This is a genomic window from Ralstonia flaminis (assembly GCF_958415495.1).
GTDB classification, from domain to species: Bacteria; Pseudomonadota; Gammaproteobacteria; order Burkholderiales; family Burkholderiaceae; genus Ralstonia; species Ralstonia flaminis.
This window is the reverse complement of sequence record NZ_CATZLL010000001.1, coordinates 1-16,313: the sequence shown is the minus strand read 5'-3', so window position 1 is coordinate 16,313 and position 16,313 is coordinate 1. Positions and strand designations below refer to the sequence as shown.

Here is a 16,313-nt window from a genome sequence, read left to right as displayed (position 1 = left end):
CTGTCACGCCACCCTCAGTCAAAGTCAATCCAAGCCGCTGCCCGATGCAACCGACTTTCTTTGACTATGGCGTGCTGTTCATCGTCGTCGCGTCTGCGCTGATCGGGTTGTTTCGCGGGCTGATTCGCGAAGTGCTGGCGTTGCTTGGGTGGTTGTTTGCCGCGTGGGTGGCGTATACGTTTTCGGGTGTAGCCGCAGGCTGGATGCCAGAGTCGCTGCCGGGTGGACCGGTGGCGCGCACCATTCTCGGTTTCGTCCTACTGTTTATCGTGACGGTGATTGCGACGTCGCTGGTGGGAGCGCTGCTCTCGGCGGCATTGGCAAGCGCTGGGCTCAAGCCCGCGGATCGCGGCCTGGGCATGGTGTTCGGGCTGGCACGTGGTGGTGTGATCATCCTCGTGCTGATGACGGTGGCTGGCTTTACCAGCCTGCCCGAGCAACCGTTCTGGCGCGATGCGATCAGCCGGCCGTATGCGGAGGAGGCGGCACGTGCTGCCAAGCCGCTGTTGCCGCCTGACGTCGCGAAGTATGTTCACTATTGATCTGGAGCGTCTGGCCACCAGCTAGACGATCTGGGAAGCTTTTTCGGCGCCGGCAACGGGTGCGGGCGCCACCAATACGCTCTCGCTGGAGATCGACATGTGCGGTATCGTTGGGGTGGTTTCGGCCACGCCCGTCAATCAGCTGATCTATGACAGCCTGCTGCTTCTGCAACACCGGGGGCAGGACGCGGCTGGCATTGCCACTGCGGCAGGCAACACCTTCCATATGCACAAGGCCAATGGCATGGTGCGTGACGTGTTCCGCACGCGCAACATGCGCGGCTTGCCGGGCACGAGCGGCATCGGCCAGGTGCGCTATCCGACCGCTGGCTCTTCCAGCGAGGAAGAGGCCCAGCCGTTCTACGTCAACGCGCCGTTCGGCATCGTGCTGGCACACAACGGCAACCTGACCAACTCCGATCAGCTGCGTGAAGAGATGTTCCGACGCGATCGCCGTCACATCAACACGCAGTCGGACTCTGAAGTCCTGCTGAACGTGCTGGCTGACGAACTGCAGCGCGCCAGCAACGACATCCCGCTGGATCGGGATTCCATCTTCACCGCTGTGGCTGGCCTGCACCGCCGCGTGCGCGGCTCGTACGCCATCGTGGCCGAGATCTCCGGCTATGGCCTGGTGGCCGTGCGCGATCCGTTCGGCATCCGCCCGCTGGCGCTGGGCAGCCAGGAAACGCCGGATGGCCCGGAGTACATGGTCGCCTCCGAATCGGTGGCGCTGGAAGGCATCGGCTTCAAGTTCGAGCGCGACGTGGCGCCCGGCGAAGCCATCTTCATCGACCTCGAAGGCAAGCTGCACACCAAGCAATGCGCCGAGAACCCGGTGCTCTCGCCGTGCATTTTCGAATACGTGTACCTGGCGCGTCCGGACTCGCGCATGGATGGCGTATCGGTGTACGACGCGCGTCTGCGCATGGGCGATTACCTGGCCGAGAAGATCAAGCGCGAGGTGACGGACAAGATTGACGTGGTGATGCCGATTCCGGATTCGTCGCGTCCGGCCGCCATGCAGGTCGCCAACCACCTGGGCGTGCCGTACCGCGAGGGCTTCTTCAAGAACCGCTACGTGGGCCGCACCTTCATCATGCCGGGCCAGGCGGTGCGCAAGAAATCGGTGCGCCAGAAGCTCAACGCCATGGCGATCGAGTTCAAGGGCAAGAACGTCCTGATCGTCGACGACTCCATCGTGCGCGGCACGACGTCGTCGGAGATCGTGCAGATGGCGCGTGACGCGGGCGCGAAGAAGGTGATCTTCGCTTCGGCGGCGCCGCCGGTGAAGTTCCCGAACGTGTACGGCATCGACATGCCGACGCGCGGTGAACTGGTGGCCTATGGCCGCACGCACGAAGAGATCGCCAAGATCATCGGTGCAGACCAGCTTGTGTATCAGGACGTGGAAGACATGAAGCGTGCCGTGCGCGACGTCAACCCGGCGCTCAAGGACTTTGACGCGTCGTGCTTTGACGGCAAGTACGTGACGGGCGACATCGACGACGCGTATCTCGATCGTCTGGAGACCGCGCGCAACAACTCGGCCGCCAGCGCAGATCGCGACAACGCGCAGAACGATGACCCGCGCACGCAGCTGCACCTGCAGCGCTCGGCTGTGAACGAGTAAGCGACTGCAGTCGCCGCCAGCAAAAAGCCCGTCTTCGTAAGACGGGCTTTTTGCTGGGCGCTTGGTTGGCCGCGTTACTTGAGCATGCGACGGCGCAGCAGCCACAGGCACAGCACGAGCGCGACAGCGGCATAGAGCAGCAGCACACCCAGGTGCAGCAGAACATTGTCTGGTGTGCGGCCCAGCATCAACGGGCGGATCAGCTCCACCGCGTGCGGCAGCGGCAGCACGTTCGTGATCGCGCGCACGGGTGCCGGCAGTTGCGACAGCGGGAAGAACACGCCCGAGAGCAGCATCATCGGCGTGATCACCAGCGTCTGATAGAACATGAAGAAGTCGTAGTTGGGCGCGAGCGCCGTCATGTTCATCGCCAGGCAGGCGAACGTAAAACCCGTGAGCACGATGACCGGCAACGCGAGCAACGCCTGCGGCATCGATGCATAGCCGAGAACGCCCGCCACCAGCATGATCGCCAGACCCGAGAGCACGGACTTGCTGGCCGCCCAGATCAGCTCACCGAGCACCACGTCACCCAGGGTGAGCGGCGCATAAAGGATGGCCTCCCACGTACGCTGCACGTGCATGCGCGAGAACGCCGAGTACATCGCCTCGAAGCTCGCCGACATCATCGTGCTGGAAGCCACCGTGCCGGCGGCCAGGAACGCGATGTACGACACTCCGTCGATATGCCCGACCAGCAGGCCCAGGCCGAGCCCGAGACCGAACAGGTAGATCATCGGATCGGCCAGGTTGCCGGCGAGCGAGGGGATGGCGAGCTTGCGCCAAACCATGAAGTTACGCAGCCAGATGGTCTGCCAGTTCCGGAAATTGAGCGGCCGCAGCGATTGCGGATACGCCTGTCGTGGGGCTGCGATCAGGGTGGCTTCGTTGGACATGGGTCGGCTCGTTCAATCGCGTCGCATTTGTCACGCCGCATCAATCACGCATCTCGCGGCCCGTCAGACGCAGGAACACGTCTTCAAGGTTGGCGGGACGGTGCAGGTAGCGCAGGCCAGGCATGGTGTGCGTTTCGGTCTGCGCGCGCAGGGCGGCTACCAGTGGTTGTGGATCGCGTGCGTAGCAGAAGAGGGTTTCGCCGCTGGTTTCCACGCGCTCGGCAAGGGGTTCGAGCAACGTGCGCAGGGCGGAGAGATCGTCGCCGTAGACTTCCACCACATCGCAGCCGATCTCGCGTGCGATGAGTTCGTGCGGTTTGCCTTGCGCGATCTTGCGGCCGTTGTCGATCACGCACAGCTCATCGCACAGGCGCTCGGCCTCTTCCATGAAGTGCGTGGTCAGCAGGATGGTCTTGCCACCGGCCAGCAGTGAACGCAGGCGCTCCCAGATCAGGTGGCGGGCTTGCGGATCGAGCCCGGTCGTGGGCTCATCCATCACGAGGATGTCTGGGTCGTTGATGAGTGCGCGTGCCACGGTCAGCCGGCGCTTCATGCCGCCGGAAAGCGCGCGTACCGGTGCATCGGCCTTCTGTTCGAGCCGCGCGAATTCCAGCAGGGCAGGGATGCGCTCGCGGATGGCCGCGGAGGACAAGCCGAAGTAGCGCCCGAAGATGCGCAGGTTTTCCGAGACGGTGAAATCGGGGTCGAGGTTGTCGAACTGCGGCACCACACCTACGCGCATGCGTGCACGGTGCGCAAATTCGGGAACCGCCTCACCGCACAGTTGAAGCGCACCCGCATCGGGCATCGTCATGCCGAGCAGCATGCGCAGCGTGGTGGTCTTGCCGGCACCGTTGGGCCCCAGCAAGCCAAAGCACTGGCCGCGCCGTACGGAAAAGCTCAGGTTGTCGACGACGGTTTGATCGCCATAGCGCTTGCGCAAGCCTTCGACGCTCAGGATCGGTGTGCTGCTCACGCTAAAGCCCTGTTGCTCGTATCGCACATCGCCTCCGTTGCAAAACGCTGATTATGCGCTTGCGTAGGCATATGCGTATGAGGGGAATGCGCGATGGTCTGGTTGCGCTCAGGCAGCAAAAAGGGCCAGACAACACTGTCTGGCCCCTGCCTTGCAGCGCACGACCGCTGCGAATGTGGCGGATTACCTGGTGGCGGCGTTACCGATCACGCCACCCAGCGCCGCGCCACCCAGCGTTGCGCCCGGGCCGCCCCAGATGGCCGCCCCGGCGACACCACCTGCGGCCGCGCCCAACGCGGTATTGCGCTGCTTGGGCGTCATGTCCGCGCATCCGCTGACGGATGCCAACGCGGCCGCCAGTAACAAGGATACGAAGGCACGCATAGCACACTCCTTTTATCGTTCGTATGCCTGCATTAAAGGCCGTGCAGGCCATGATGTGCAGGGGCCGATGCCTGAAAACCGTGTCAGCCGATTCCCACACATTGAACGCGGATGCTGGCGCGGAAGTTCCGCCCCATTCTTGCGCGTTGCTAACGGTCCAGCGTCTTCTTCACATCTTCACGAACATCGCCCATGGTGGCGCGTGCCTTGCCGATGTTCTTTTCGATATTGCCCTTGACCTGCGTCTTTTCATCGCCGGTCACCTTGCCGGCCACTTCCTTGATCTTGCCTTTCGCTTCTTGCAGACGGCCCTTCACTTGGTCTTTATTCATGGTGTCGATCCCTCTGTTGGTCGGCCGGTGCAGGGGGTCGCCCACCGGCATTGACGAGTGGCGCGATGCCACCGTTGCAGCTTACAGCGTGTGGTTTTCGTGCCCAGGTGACGTTGTCCGAAAGACCTGTAGGACAAACGGGGATGTCACAGAAATAGGCTTGCACGATGGCTACACTGAAACGCCCGGCCATATCGGCACGCGCCGGATCCATTCATCCACCATTCTCACGATCCCCAAGGGAGAAAGCGACATGATGACTCTGGAGCAACTCGGCATCCTGCACCGATCGCAAATCGAGGCGTGGCTGGCCGTTACGGAAGAAGCGGTTGACGGCGTCAACCGCCTGATTGGGCTCAATCTCCAGGCGCTCAAGGCCGGTTTTGGAGAGACGGAACAGTGTCTGCACCAGGCGGCAGGTGCGCAGGATGCCGGGCAGTGGTTCGGTGCGCAGGCGCGGTTTCTGCAACCCGCCGGAGAGCGTGTTTCCGGCTACACATGCAACTTCATCGAGATCGGTGTGCAGACGCAGAACGGCATCACTCGCGCGCTGCAGCGTCATGGTGATGAGGTGCGTCGTCAATGGGGCTTCGTCGCAGAAAACTTGGCCGACGCTGCGCCGCCGGGCGCTGAGGCGGCCGTGAAGTTTCTCAAGGCATCTGTCGGGCTGGAGGTCGCTGCCGCAGAAGCGGCAGAGGTGGCTGTATCCGAAGCAAGTGGCGTTGTCGACAAGCGCGATACCGCACATTGAGTGCTCCTCCATACGGGGGAGGTTCGTCGGCAGTGGGCCGACATGGATTTCGGCGCAGTCCTACAGGGCGTTGCGGGCAGGCTTCGATACGCGCGCCAAGCGCCGATCTCTACACTTCCTACATGTCCATCAACATGAAGGAGGTGGTTGTGCCCTACCTGGTTGCATGGTTCCTGGGCCTTCCCGCGTTCGTGTTGCTGCTGATGTGGTTGTTCGTGCATTGATGCGCGCGACCCGATAACTCAACGCGAACCGGAGGACGTATGACCTTCCGAGGCGATTGCAAGATCGAAGTCTCCGCCTATGAAATTTCCCCCAACGCCTGGCGCGCAGAAGTCAGCATCCTGCGCGTGAGCGACGGAGAAATCCTGTTGCCGCGTACCACTGTGCGCGAGTCGGTCAATACCTATTCGAATGCAGGCACTGCACTTGAAGCCGCGCGGGCCTATGCAGAAGCAATGATCGCCGCGGGGCAGTTCGACTGCAGCCCTGCGTGGAACTGAGTCGCGCGGATTACCGCAGCCATGTGGCGTTACGTTCTGTTACCAAATCGTTAGCACCGTATCACCTGTGTCTAAGGCCCTGAATACAATACAGATACCGTAATCGGCGCTGGTGCGGTTCTACCCGGTGCCTTAAGCAGCAGGTGAAGACAATGGATCGACGTAATGGGCTGTTGATTGCAGGCGCGGCCGCACTGGCTGTGCTGGCAGTGCCGCAGATGGCGTCGGCGCACGTAAGCGTCGGCATTGGGATTGGTGTGCCGGTGGCACCGGTGTATGTCGCACCCGCTCCGGTTTATTATCCGCCGCCGCCTCCGCCGCCGGGTTACTACGCGCCGCCTCCCGGGCCGGTGTACTACGCTCCTGCACCCGCATACTATGGCCCGCCTCCGGCAGTTGTGGTCGGTGTGTCAGGTTGGTACCGTTGGGGGCCGCGTTATCGGTGGTATGACGGCCGTCACTGGGGGCGTTGGCGTTAATGAGGCTGCGGGATAGAGGAAGGCTCCTTCGGGAGCCTTTTTCTTTGCGCATGCGCAATGGATCCGTTCACGCGTGCCTCTATGGCAATCATGAACCGTAATGAGATGGTGGGATCTTCTGTCGCATCGCAACATCAAGCCCGGGCTATTCCCGGGCTTTTTCTTTGCACATCTTCCGTGTGTGCAGCGCATGCTAAGGTCGGCACGAAGAACTGGCGCGCGGCGCATACGCGACGATACTGGAGGCACTAGATGTATCGGCTCATTTGCGTCAGGTAGTCAGGATTGCGCTGTAGCAGCGACGCAGGCCAGTGGCATACTTTCGCCCTATGCGCGCTCGACGCAGCCTTCGCGCACTTGCTTCAACACAACCAAGGAGAACGAGTCATGAAAACCAAGCCCTGCCTGTGCCAGGACGATGTCACCAAGATCCTGGATGCCGCCGAGAAGGAAGCACGCGCGCACCAGTGGGCCGTGACGATTGCCGTGGTTGACGATGGCGGCCACCTGATGGGCCTGCGCCGTATGGACGGCTGCGCGACCATCTCGTCGTACATCGCACCGGAGAAGGCTCGTACGGCTGCACTGGGCCGCCGTGAATCGAAGGTCTACGAAGACATCATCAACAACGGCCGCATCTCGTTCCTGTCGGCGCCGCATCTGCAAGGCATGCTCGAAGGCGGTGTGCCCGTGCTGGTGGAAGGCGTATGCGCGGGTGCTGTCGGTGTGTCGGGCGTGAAGTCGTCGGAAGACGTGCAGATCGCCAAGGCGGGCATTGCCGCGGTGCACGTGATCTGCTGAGTTGCCGATCGCGAAGACGCGAATCGAAGGAGAGGGGCGCGGCGCAGGTCGCGCCCTTTTGCTTTGCGTGCTCGCCCGGATGGGCGCCGGCGGGAAAGAACGGCTTGGCTGGCGGTCGTCCGGCAGACGGGTCTGATGTCTGCCAACGCGAAATGACGATGGCTGGCTAGTGCCGAATGTCTCCTGAGAGAGACGTCCCCACAAAAGTCGGTACGTGTTGCGTGTTACTTGGTCAGGATCAGCTTGCCGAAGCGTGTCACGCGCAGCGTGTAGATCGCCCCGTTGTGGCGGATGGCGACAGCGCCCTGGCCAGCAAACAATTGTTCGGAGGTCATGATCCGCGTATCACCGATAGTCGCGGTGGTGGCTTCTACGGCTGGTGCTGCTGCAGGCGCGGTGGCCGGTGCGGCATTGAGGCTCGCCGGGCGCTGACGGGCCACGATGACGTGGCGACGACGGGTCACGGTGCGTCCTGCATCTTGGTGTTCGGCAGCATTCATGGTGAAGGTCCTGGCTGGCGGAAAAGCGTTGGCTGGCAAGGGTTCCAGCGAATGCCAGGCAGTCTAAATGAGAATCGTTATCATTACAAGCGGCATCTGAGGATGTGCTGATGGCTGCCCGCCAGCCCTTAAAAAAGAAACCGGGCGCACGGCCCGGTTGTGTGTCGGATCAGGTATGTCCTGGCGCTTCGCGCAGGAGGGTCGTGCGCTCGTCTGTGCGTTGGACGCGGTAGCGCTCGTAGTGGCGCAGGATGTCGGCGATGATCTCTTCACCGCGCAGGTACTCGATGTCGTAGCCCTCGCGACCGTCTTCGAAGAAGGTGACGGGCTCGTGGGTGAGTGCGTGGTCGGGGGCCGCTGCCTGGCTTGGCGTCGCGACGGGAAGCGCCTTGCTCGCGCTGCGCACGCCGTAGACGAAATCGCGGTCCGACGGGTCGGGAATGACCAGGCGCACGCTGTCTTCGGCTTCAAGCACGTGCGCCTCGATGCCGCGCCGGCTCAGTTCTTTCACCACATCGTTCATGGCCGGCAGCACTTGCTTGGCGAGGAACGTGCGCACATCGGCGTCGGTGGATGGGTTCACCATCTGCGCAAGACGCTGGCGCCAGCGCTGACCGCTCCAGAAGGATGTGGCGGGGGCCAGTTCGCGCGAGTAGTGCGCGCGGTCAGCCGACATGCCGCGCCACAGGCCGTAACAGAGCAGCGCCATGATGATCGCCACCGGCAGGGCTGCGACCAGTGTCATCGCTTGCAAGGCCTTGAGGCCGCCCGCCAACATCAGGATGGCGGCGGTCGCCCCGAGCACCACCGCCCAGAACAGTCGCTGCCATACGGGTGAGCGCTCTGCGCCGCGCGAAGCAATCGTGTCGATCACGAACGCGCCGGAATCGGCCGAGGTCACGAAGAACACGGCGATCAGCACGATGGCCAACCACGACAGTGCCGTAGTGCCGGGAAAGTAATCGAAGAAGTGGAAGAGCAGGGCATCGACATTGCCAGCGGTGCGAGCGAGGTCGCCGGCCGCCTGATGTGTGTCGAGCCAGATGGCGCTGTTGCCGAAGGCGGTCATCCACAGCAGGTTGAACGCGGTCGGCACGATCAGCACGCCGATCACGAATTGCCGCACCGTGCGCCCGCGCGAGATGCGCGCAATGAACATGCCGACGAACGGCGACCACGATACCCACCATGCCCAGTAGAGAATCGTCCAGCCGCTGAACCAGCCGGACGAGTTGGGAGGCGTGTAGGCAAAGGTGCGGAAGGACAGGTTGACCAGGTTCGACAGGTAGTTGCCGACGTTCTCGCTAAAGGCCCGCAGCAGGAAGACGGTGGGGCCAGCGATGATGACGAAGGCCAGCAGCAGGAAGGCCAGCGTCAGGTTCAGCTCCGAGAGCCGGCGCACGCCGTTGCCGAGCCCCGATGCGGCCGACGCACCGGCCAGTACCACCACCACGCAAATGAGGCCCACGCGGAAGGTGTCGGAATCGGTTTGCCAGCCCGCCACCTGATGCAGGCCCGCGCCGAGTTGCAGCACGCCGTAGCCGAGCGTGGTTGCAATGCCGGCAATCGTGCCGATCAGGGCGAAGGCATCCACCCCGTGGCCCAGCACACCGTTGATGCGCTCACGCAGGATCGGATACAGGCCCGAGCGCATGGTGAGCGGCAGGTTGTAGCGGAAAGCGAAGTACGCCAGCGCCAGGCCCATCACACCGTAGATGGCCCATGCGTGCAGGCCCCAGTGGAAGAAGGTGGAGAGCATCGCTTCGCGCGCGGCAAGGGCGGTTTGCGGTGCGACGGTCGGCGGTTGCAGGTAGTGCTGCATCGGCTCGCCCACGCCGAAGTACATCAGCCCGATGCCCATGCCGGCCGCGAAGAGCATCGCCGTCCAGGAGACGAAGCTGAACTCCGGTTCGGCCTCATCGGGGCCCAGGCGGATGTCGCCGAAGCGGCTGGCCGCCACGACGATCAGAAACACGAGGAAGCCCGTGACCGCCAGCATGTAGAACCAGTCGAAGTGCCCCGTGACCCAGCGTTGTGCGATGCCGAACGCGCGGTCAGCCAGCTCGGGCTGTACGGTGCACAGCACGAGCAGCAGGACCAGCACGACCAGCGATGGCACAACGACCTGTGGAACGAGGGTGGTGCGCGGCGGCGCGATGTCGGAAGGGGCGGGAGAACTGGCCATGTAGGATCCTTCTGATTGCGGGGATGGCCGCAAAAGTACCGCCAGCGCCGCTCCAATGCAAATGGAGGGTGCCAGAAATGACAAACCCCCGTGCAAGGACGGGGGTTCGAGGCGATGTAGCGGATGTTGCGTCAACTGTCCTAGTTGCGCTCAGGCTCTGTCACGAAGCCGATGCGCGCCAGGCCTCCGCGCTGGATGGCCGCCATCACCTGAGCGACGCGCTCGTAGCGGACGTTGCGATCGGCACGCAGGTGCATCTCCGGCTGCGGTTGCTGTTGCGCGGCCTGGGCAATGTTGGCTTGCAGCGTGGCTTCATCCACCGGCTGGTTGTTCCAGAACGCCTGACCCTGCGCGTCAATCTCGACATTCACGCTTTGCGGCTTGGCGTCGTCGGGTTTGTTCGATGCGCGTGGCAGATCGATCTTCACCGCGTGGTTGATCACGGGAATGGTGATGATGAAGATGATGAGCAGCACCAGCATGACGTCGACCAGCGGCGTCATGTTGATCTCGTTCATCACCTCGTCATCGTTGTCGAAGGTACCGAAGGCCATGGGGGCTCCCTGATTCGGCTGAATTATTGCTGCTTGACCGCGGCCAGGCGGACGCTGGCATCGTCACGCGAGGTGCCCGGACGCAGGCGCGCGCCGGTCACGAAGTAGGCGTGCAGGTCATGCGCGAAGCGGTTGAGCTTGGCGATGATGGACTTGTTGCCACGCGTAAGCGCGTTGTAGCCCAGCACTGCCGGAATGGCCACAGCCAGACCGAAGGCCGTCATGATGAGCGATTCGCCCACGGGGCCGGCTACCTTGTCGATGGTCGGCACGCCCGATGCGCCGATACCCAGCAGGGCGTGATAGATGCCCCATACCGTACCGAACAGGCCGACGAACGGTGCCGTCGAACCCACCGAGGCCAGCACGGCCAGGCCCGATTGCATCTGGCCGACCGACTCGTCGATCGCGCTCTTGAGCGAGCGCGTGAGCCAGTCGGAGATGTCCATCACATCATGCAGTTGCGGCTGGCTGGCGCGATGGTGCTGCGCGGCTTCACGGCCGGTTTGCGCGAGTGCGTAGAACGGATTGTCCTTGGGGCTGCCGAGCGTCTGCATGGCATGATCGAAGTCGTCGGAGTGCCAGAAGCGCTTTTCAGCGCCTTGCGCCATCGACTTGAGGCGCACGATGTCCCACGCCTTGGTGAGGATGACGATCCACGAGGCGAGCGACATGATCAGCAGCAGAATGGCCGTGCCGCGCGCGACGATATCGCCTTGTGTCCAGAGATGGGAAAGACCGAGTTCCTGCATGATGGGTTTCCTGAGTTGTCCTGATGAAGCGAGAGTCGGAATGGATTAATTATCGAGCTTGAAGACATACGGCTTGCTTGCCACGACGGGCACGGCATGGCCGTTTTGCTTGTACGGGGTGCACTTGATGGAGCGGGCAGCCTCGGTGGCCGCGCGGTCCAGACGCGGTGAACCGGAAGACGACGTGAGCGCCACATTGGTGACTTCACCCGCCGTGCCGATGGAGAGTTTGACCATAGCACGGCCTTCCTCGCCCATCTTTTGCGACATCGACGGATACACCGGCTGCGGATCGCTGCACTGGATGTCGTTGATCCCGACGCTGATCGGGCCGCTGGGTGCGGCAGCAGGCGCGGGCGCAGGTTCAGCGGGTGGAGCCGGCGGCGCAGGCGGCGTGGCTGGTGCTACGGGCGCGTTGTCTGACGGTGGCAGGTTGGGCGTCGGCATCGGTGTTGGCTTGGGTTGCGCCACCGGCTTGACGATGTTCACCTGCTTGGGCGCCTCCTGCTTGACCGGCTGCTGCTTGGGCGGCTCCGGCTGCTTGATGGGTTGCGGCGTGGCGGGGATGAGGTTGACCTGCAGCTCAGGCGGCTCCTCCTTGCTCAGTGGCGACTGGATCAGGCCAAGCTGAATCAGCATCAGCACGCCCGCGTGCAGCAACAGCACGACCACCAGAATCTTGAGAGTACGAGGGTGAATCATCAACGACCGGGAATCGAGAGCGGAAAAAGTAGGGCGGAGCGCGGCAATGGGTGTTGGGAGGGCAACCGTTCAACAAGGCTCGGCTTCAGCGCTTGCCGAAGACGATCAGCGAAACCCCGATGCTGATGAGCAGACTCAGGAGCAGTTCCATGGTGCCTAGCGTTGGTGCCGGCGGGGTCGCCGACGGCATGACAGGTATTTTAGGCCCGCAACATGCAACAGTGTTGCGACAGTCGGGGTGCGACTTTGTTTCAGCCTATTGCAGCGATAGGAAAAAGTATAAACGATAATGATTCCTATTTGCGAGGAATCCCATACTTCCTTCCGCGTCTTTCGTGGGGTGGGCTGCACATCCAGATGACGGATAGCGGAGAACTGCCTGCCCAGGCGCTTTGGTCCCATGGGCTCTGCGGGCCCGCAACTTGCGGCCATTGGGGGTCGACCCGGGTACGCAGTGAGCGCAAACACGCTAGGATAAAAAGCATTCAAACACGGTGACCGGCCGGCCAACCGTGAACGGGGAAGCGGTGAATAGGGGGCGACCATGGATGAAGCCAACCTCAGCCTGGACGACGCCGACGATGGTACGTTCGTCCCCACGGGCGGCAGGCAGCCTCAGTCGCTGTTGTCGTCACTGGACTCCATGTGCGCGCAATTTGCGCTGCGTACCGTGTGCGCGATGGGTCTGCGCTTCAATCTGCGCACCAACATCAATGACATCCTCACGGTCTGCGCCCCGGAGCTGATCTGGCCCGTGACGGTCATCCAGCGCTTGCAGCGCTTCCTGGCAGCGCGTTGTGCTGATATGCCGGGCTGGCGCGCCGTCGGCAAGCTGGATCTGCCTACCTTCATGGACCGCCATGGCCAGTGGAGCAGCGCTTTTGATGAAAGCTCGCTGTTCTACTACCTCGACGAGTACGTCAAGCATCACGCCAAGGACATGTTCACCGTGTTTGGTGCTTCATGCGATGCACTGGGTGAACGACTATCCAGCGAGCGCGTGCTGCTGGTCGGCAACATCGACATGCTGGCGCGCGTGCTGGGCCTGCCGCCGCATGAGCGTGCGTTGCTGTTGTTCGCGTCGCTGGTGAAGTACAAGCGTGACCTGCGGGCGGTGATGGTCGATTGCAAGGTCGCTCACAGCCAGGAGGCCTTCCAGTTGCTGGCGGGTTTGGCAGGCGCGAGCATCGCCGAAGTGGCTGGCTCCCTGCGCCCTGGTTCGCGGCTGGAAACACTTGGCCTGATCGAGCCGCCGTTGCCCGAGAACAGCGTGACCGATCTGGGCGACTTGATGCGCATCTCCGATCGTCTGCTGCATGTGCTGCTGGGTGATTACGCGAGCGAGGCGGAGATGATGGCCGTCTTCACGCGCCCCGCGCCGCCGACCACGCTGGCGCAAACCGACTATCCACACGTCGAGACCGATGCCCGTTACCTGAGCGCCTTGCTGGAGAACGCTTCGCAGACGCGTGCTGTGGGCGTGAACATCTTGCTGTACGGTGCGCCTGGCACCGGTAAGACCGAACTGGCGCGCGTGCTGGCGCGCGATGCCGGCTGCGAGTTGTATGAGGTGGATTGCCTCGACAAAGATGGCAACAGCCTCTCCGGCAAAGACCGCTACCGCTCGTTGCAGGTCTCGCAGGCCTTCCTGCGGGGGCGGCCTGGCGCTGTGCTGTTGTTTGACGAAGTGGAAGACGTGTTCCCCGGCCCGACGCGCGAGCTGATGAGCCTGTTCGGGCATGAAGAGCCGCGCGGCTCCGTCAACGGCAAGGCGTGGGTCAACCAGACACTGGAGCAGAACCCGGTGCCAGTGATCTGGGTGTCGAACTCGATTCGGCAGATTGACCCGGCGTACTTGCGCCGCTTCCAGTTCCATCTGGAACTGAAGGTGCCGCCGCCCACGGTGCGCGAGAGCATCATCCGCAAGCACCTGGAAGGGCTGGAGGTGTCGGATGCCTTCATGGCCAAGCTGGCCGCGCGCAAGACACTCACGCCTGCGCAGATCGATTCCGCGGCGCGCTTCGCACGTCTGACGCAGCCGACGATGGAGGAGTCGGCGGAATCGTTGATCGTGCGCCAGCTCGATCATGCGGATCAGGCCATGGGCTTGCGCCCCGAAGTGCCGGCGCACCGTGTCGTGACCGAATACAAGCTCGACTATCTGAACCTGGAGACACGGTTTCCCGTGGAGCGCGTGATCGAAGCGCTGCGCGCACGTAAGCGCGGCACGCTGTGTTTCTTCGGGCCGCCGGGCACGGGCAAGACCGTACTGGCCGAGCACATCGCTAGCCAGCTCGACGTGCCACTGATGATCCGTCGTGCGTCAGACCTGATGAGCAAGTACGTGGGCGAGACAGAGCAGCAGATTGCCGCCATGTTCTCGCGCGCCGAAGAAGAGCGTGCGCTCCTGTTGCTCGACGAAGCCGACAGCTTCATGCAGAGCCGCCAGGCTGCTGTGCGCAACTACGAGGTGTCAGAAGTCAACGAGATGCTGCAGGGCATGGAGCGCTTTGACGGCATCTTCATTTGCACGACCAACTTGTTCGATCGGTTGGATGAGGCGGCGCTGCGGCGCTTTGCGTTCAAGATCCGCTTCAGGCCGCTGATGCGGGCACAGCGCGAGCAGATGTTCATTGCCGAGGCGCTGGGTGGCAATGCGGATGCGCTCAAGCCGGTGTGGCGCGAGATTCTGGCCTCGCTCGATATGCTCACGCCGGGGGATTTTGCGGTGGTCAAGCAGCAGTCGCTACTGTTGGGCGAGGCGCTGGAGCCGGAGGCGTTTCTCGCGCAGCTGCGGCAAGAGCATTCCATCAAGCCGGAGTTGCGGGAGCGTCGGTCGATTGGGTTTGTGCCGCGTTGACTCGCGGAGCTCGCGCGTCTGAGTGCCGGGCTTTGGGTTCGAGGTGGGGCGCGTTATTTCTGGGAATTGATCAATTCCATGTAGTTCCTCTTCGCCGACCCAAAAATTTCTTTGCATTGCGCATCGTCGTTGCAATTTTTCGGTTTGTTCAGGATGAATGGTTCGAGTTCTTGAATTGCCTTGCTCTTTCTTTGTTCTTTGGCTGAATTTATAACGTCTTGGTTGATTAAATCGAGAAAATAAGTAAATGTATTGGTGTATTGCTTGTCTTCTGTCTTGAGTTCGTTGTAGTTTCCGTGAAAATCAATGCCGTCTGCGCAAATTCCTGATGTATCGATGCCTCCGACCTGGATTTTGTTTTTGAGAATGTATAGTCCGCCTAACTTGCTTTCGATATCTGATTCATCTGTGTTGGATATTTTGTTGTTTGTCGGGGATAGGTTTCCTTCAAAATAATTCGGTGTTTCGTGTTTTGTTAGGTTTATTTTTGCAAGACAGCCGGCGGCTGTGGCGCTGCCGTTTGGTATCGCTCCGCCAAAGATAATGAAAGTTCTATGATCATTGGATTCGATCATTAGCGCTATCCCGTGATTTCCTTTGTATGCTTTTATATGATCTGCCGCCAGAATTGGTGCGCTGATGATTAGGGCGGTGATCGTTAGTATGTTAATAATCTTTTTCATTGTCAAGTTCTTTGAGTGCTTTTTCGCTTTCTGAGAGAAATCTTTGAGATATTCCGTTCTGAATGGCTGTTGTTGAGTTGATGAAGCGAATCAACTTGCCTTCTGGGTTTTTCTTTCCTCTTTCTTTGTAAATCGCCTCAATGAGGAGTCTGTCATATTCTTTTGTTTCGCTTGGGGTGATGTTTAATGATTGAATTGATTTAATTATAACGTCGGTCGTTGGTCCATGATGAACGGATGTGGACCATGTAACGTCGTTTATGGCGTGCGAGTGATATCTAATGTCAACTTGGGTGTTTTGTAATATTTTCGTAACCAAAACGTCGAAATGTGTTCTTCGAATGTATTCATGTTCGATTCTTGAGAATTCTTCTGTATTTTGCGTCACAATGCTTTTCCACTTCTGTGAAAAAGCAGTGGTGCCAGGAGTTAGTCCAATGAAATCATCTTTCCAAGGGAAGTCTGATGTTGAAATAAATTTGAGCACGGTGCCGCCAATGACGAATGTCCCATTTGGTAGCCGTGTTTTGCTAGTCATTTGATATGACCCATAGGAGACTCCGCCGGGGTCGCCCTGACCACCGGAGACCGTAATTGGGCCTTTGCCCCCCGTTTCGTAGTGGCTTGATAGCTTCCCGAGGTCGTAGTCCCTTCTTCTTCGAAAGCGTGGGATAAGGAAATTCCCCACCAACGCCCCCGGATGAATATGAAATACATCCGAGTCCGGCAGGCTGGGCAGGTTGGCCTTCACCGCCTCCCACCACATAAGCCTCTCAATCC

The 16,313-nt window shown here is 61.2% G+C and carries 18 protein-coding genes; 7 read left to right on the top strand and 11 right to left on the bottom strand.

What is annotated here, in order from left to right:
- Positions 1-44: 44 nt before the first annotated feature.
- Positions 45-542 (top strand): CvpA family protein, encoded by a 498-nt coding sequence (locus R2N11_RS00090; protein ID WP_316679718.1) that lies wholly within the window; start codon positions 45-47, stop codon positions 540-542.
- A gap of 97 nt (positions 543-639) precedes the next feature.
- Positions 640-2,175, top strand: coding sequence for an amidophosphoribosyltransferase (purF, locus tag R2N11_RS00085; protein ID WP_316679717.1), 1,536 nt, complete (start codon positions 640-642; stop codon positions 2,173-2,175).
- Positions 2,176-2,249: 74 nt separating this feature from the next.
- On the opposite strand, the gene R2N11_RS00080 is transcribed toward purF, so the two are convergent.
- The 4 genes from R2N11_RS00080 to R2N11_RS00065 form a co-directional block, all read right to left on the bottom strand.
- Positions 2,250-3,071, bottom strand: a complete 822-nt coding sequence (locus R2N11_RS00080; protein ID WP_199030255.1) for an ABC transporter permease — start codon at positions 3,069-3,071, stop codon at positions 2,250-2,252.
- Positions 3,072-3,111: 40 nt separating this feature from the next.
- The gene (gene nodI, locus R2N11_RS00075) at positions 3,112-4,074 is read right to left on the bottom strand and encodes a nodulation factor ABC transporter ATP-binding protein NodI (protein WP_316679716.1); all 963 of its coding nucleotides are present in this window, start codon (positions 4,072-4,074) and stop codon (positions 3,112-3,114) included.
- 156 nt (positions 4,075-4,230) lie between these two features.
- Positions 4,231-4,431, bottom strand: a complete 201-nt coding sequence (locus tag R2N11_RS00070) for a YMGG-like glycine zipper-containing protein (RefSeq protein ID WP_199030253.1) — start codon at positions 4,429-4,431, stop codon at positions 4,231-4,233.
- Between the two features lie 149 nt (positions 4,432-4,580).
- Positions 4,581-4,763 (bottom strand): CsbD family protein, encoded by a 183-nt coding sequence (locus R2N11_RS00065; RefSeq protein ID WP_048932735.1) that lies wholly within the window; start codon positions 4,761-4,763, stop codon positions 4,581-4,583.
- Positions 4,764-5,016: 253 nt separating this feature from the next.
- Between R2N11_RS00065 and R2N11_RS00060 the strand changes: the two genes are divergently transcribed.
- The 4 genes from R2N11_RS00060 to R2N11_RS00045 all read left to right on the top strand — a co-directional run bounded on the left by R2N11_RS00060 (position 5,017) and on the right by R2N11_RS00045 (position 7,297).
- The gene (locus R2N11_RS00060) at positions 5,017-5,514 is read left to right on the top strand and encodes a phasin family protein (RefSeq protein ID WP_316679715.1); all 498 of its coding nucleotides are present in this window, start codon (positions 5,017-5,019) and stop codon (positions 5,512-5,514) included.
- A gap of 263 nt (positions 5,515-5,777) precedes the next feature.
- Positions 5,778-6,017, top strand: a complete 240-nt coding sequence (locus R2N11_RS00055; RefSeq protein ID WP_199030252.1) for a hypothetical protein — start codon at positions 5,778-5,780, stop codon at positions 6,015-6,017.
- Between the two features lie 152 nt (positions 6,018-6,169).
- Positions 6,170-6,496, top strand: a complete 327-nt coding sequence (locus R2N11_RS00050) for a hypothetical protein (RefSeq protein ID WP_316679714.1) — start codon at positions 6,170-6,172, stop codon at positions 6,494-6,496.
- A 387-nt stretch (positions 6,497-6,883) separates the two neighbouring features.
- Positions 6,884-7,297 carry a GlcG/HbpS family heme-binding protein gene (locus tag R2N11_RS00045; RefSeq protein WP_199030250.1) on the top strand — a complete coding sequence of 138 codons (414 nt, stop codon included), beginning with the start codon at positions 6,884-6,886 and terminating at the stop codon, positions 7,295-7,297.
- A gap of 224 nt (positions 7,298-7,521) precedes the next feature.
- On the opposite strand, the gene hemP is transcribed toward R2N11_RS00045, so the two are convergent.
- The 5 genes from hemP to R2N11_RS00020 form a co-directional block, all read right to left on the bottom strand.
- Positions 7,522-7,797, bottom strand: coding sequence for a hemin uptake protein HemP (gene hemP / locus R2N11_RS00040; RefSeq protein ID WP_316679713.1), 276 nt, complete (start codon positions 7,795-7,797; stop codon positions 7,522-7,524).
- A 169-nt stretch (positions 7,798-7,966) separates the two neighbouring features.
- Positions 7,967-9,982, bottom strand: a complete 2,016-nt coding sequence (locus R2N11_RS00035; RefSeq protein ID WP_316679712.1) for a BCCT family transporter — start codon at positions 9,980-9,982, stop codon at positions 7,967-7,969.
- Between the two features lie 140 nt (positions 9,983-10,122).
- A complete protein-coding gene (locus R2N11_RS00030) occupies positions 10,123-10,536 on the bottom strand; it encodes an ExbD/TolR family protein (RefSeq protein ID WP_199030247.1) in 414 nt (137 codons plus the stop codon).
- A 23-nt stretch (positions 10,537-10,559) separates the two neighbouring features.
- Positions 10,560-11,288 (bottom strand): MotA/TolQ/ExbB proton channel family protein, encoded by a 729-nt coding sequence (locus R2N11_RS00025; protein ID WP_316679711.1) that lies wholly within the window; start codon positions 11,286-11,288, stop codon positions 10,560-10,562.
- Positions 11,289-11,333: 45 nt separating this feature from the next.
- Positions 11,334-11,990 (bottom strand): energy transducer TonB, encoded by a 657-nt coding sequence (locus R2N11_RS00020; protein WP_199030245.1) that lies wholly within the window; start codon positions 11,988-11,990, stop codon positions 11,334-11,336.
- A 544-nt stretch (positions 11,991-12,534) separates the two neighbouring features.
- On the opposite strand from R2N11_RS00020, the gene R2N11_RS00015 reads away from it, so the two are divergent.
- Positions 12,535-14,850: an AAA family ATPase gene (locus R2N11_RS00015; RefSeq protein ID WP_199030244.1), complete on the top strand. Its 2,316-nt coding sequence runs from the start codon at positions 12,535-12,537 to the stop codon at positions 14,848-14,850.
- A gap of 53 nt (positions 14,851-14,903) precedes the next feature.
- Here R2N11_RS00015 and R2N11_RS00010 read toward each other — a convergent pair whose 3' ends face one another.
- A complete protein-coding gene (locus R2N11_RS00010) occupies positions 14,904-15,533 on the bottom strand; it encodes a hypothetical protein (RefSeq protein ID WP_316679710.1) in 630 nt (209 codons plus the stop codon).
- A partial coding sequence (locus R2N11_RS00005; protein ID WP_488281384.1) for a VgrG-related protein occupies positions 15,517-16,313 on the bottom strand: 797 nt, incomplete at its 5' end. The genes R2N11_RS00005 and R2N11_RS00010, both read right to left, overlap by 17 nt.

Bases quoted from the DNA above. Each gene is read 5' to 3' on its own strand.
- R2N11_RS00090 (WP_316679718.1), top strand. From the start codon at position 45: ATGCAACCGACTTTCTTTGACTATGGCGTGCTGTTCATCGTCGTCGCG.
- R2N11_RS00080 (WP_199030255.1), bottom strand. From the start codon at position 3,071: ATGTCCAACGAAGCCACCCTGATCGCAGCCCCACGACAGGCGTATCCG.
- R2N11_RS00065 (WP_048932735.1), bottom strand. From the start codon at position 4,763: ATGAATAAAGACCAAGTGAAGGGCCGTCTGCAAGAAGCGAAAGGCAAG.
- R2N11_RS00025 (WP_316679711.1), bottom strand. From the start codon at position 11,288: ATGCAGGAACTCGGTCTTTCCCATCTCTGGACACAAGGCGATATCGTC.
- hemP (WP_316679713.1), bottom strand. From the start codon at position 7,797: ATGAATGCTGCCGAACACCAAGATGCAGGACGCACCGTGACCCGTCGT.
- R2N11_RS00070 (WP_199030253.1), bottom strand. From the start codon at position 4,431: ATGCGTGCCTTCGTATCCTTGTTACTGGCGGCCGCGTTGGCATCCGTC.
- R2N11_RS00045 (WP_199030250.1), top strand. From the start codon at position 6,884: ATGAAAACCAAGCCCTGCCTGTGCCAGGACGATGTCACCAAGATCCTG.
- purF (WP_316679717.1), top strand. From the start codon at position 640: ATGTGCGGTATCGTTGGGGTGGTTTCGGCCACGCCCGTCAATCAGCTG.
- R2N11_RS00015 (WP_199030244.1), top strand. From the start codon at position 12,535: ATGGATGAAGCCAACCTCAGCCTGGACGACGCCGACGATGGTACGTTC.
- R2N11_RS00020 (WP_199030245.1), bottom strand. From the start codon at position 11,990: ATGATTCACCCTCGTACTCTCAAGATTCTGGTGGTCGTGCTGTTGCTG.
- R2N11_RS00035 (WP_316679712.1), bottom strand. From the start codon at position 9,982: ATGGCCAGTTCTCCCGCCCCTTCCGACATCGCGCCGCCGCGCACCACC.
- R2N11_RS00055 (WP_199030252.1), top strand. From the start codon at position 5,778: ATGACCTTCCGAGGCGATTGCAAGATCGAAGTCTCCGCCTATGAAATT.
- R2N11_RS00010 (WP_316679710.1), bottom strand. From the start codon at position 15,533: ATGAAAAAGATTATTAACATACTAACGATCACCGCCCTAATCATCAGC.
- R2N11_RS00050 (WP_316679714.1), top strand. From the start codon at position 6,170: ATGGATCGACGTAATGGGCTGTTGATTGCAGGCGCGGCCGCACTGGCT.
- R2N11_RS00060 (WP_316679715.1), top strand. From the start codon at position 5,017: ATGATGACTCTGGAGCAACTCGGCATCCTGCACCGATCGCAAATCGAG.
- R2N11_RS00030 (WP_199030247.1), bottom strand. From the start codon at position 10,536: ATGGCCTTCGGTACCTTCGACAACGATGACGAGGTGATGAACGAGATC.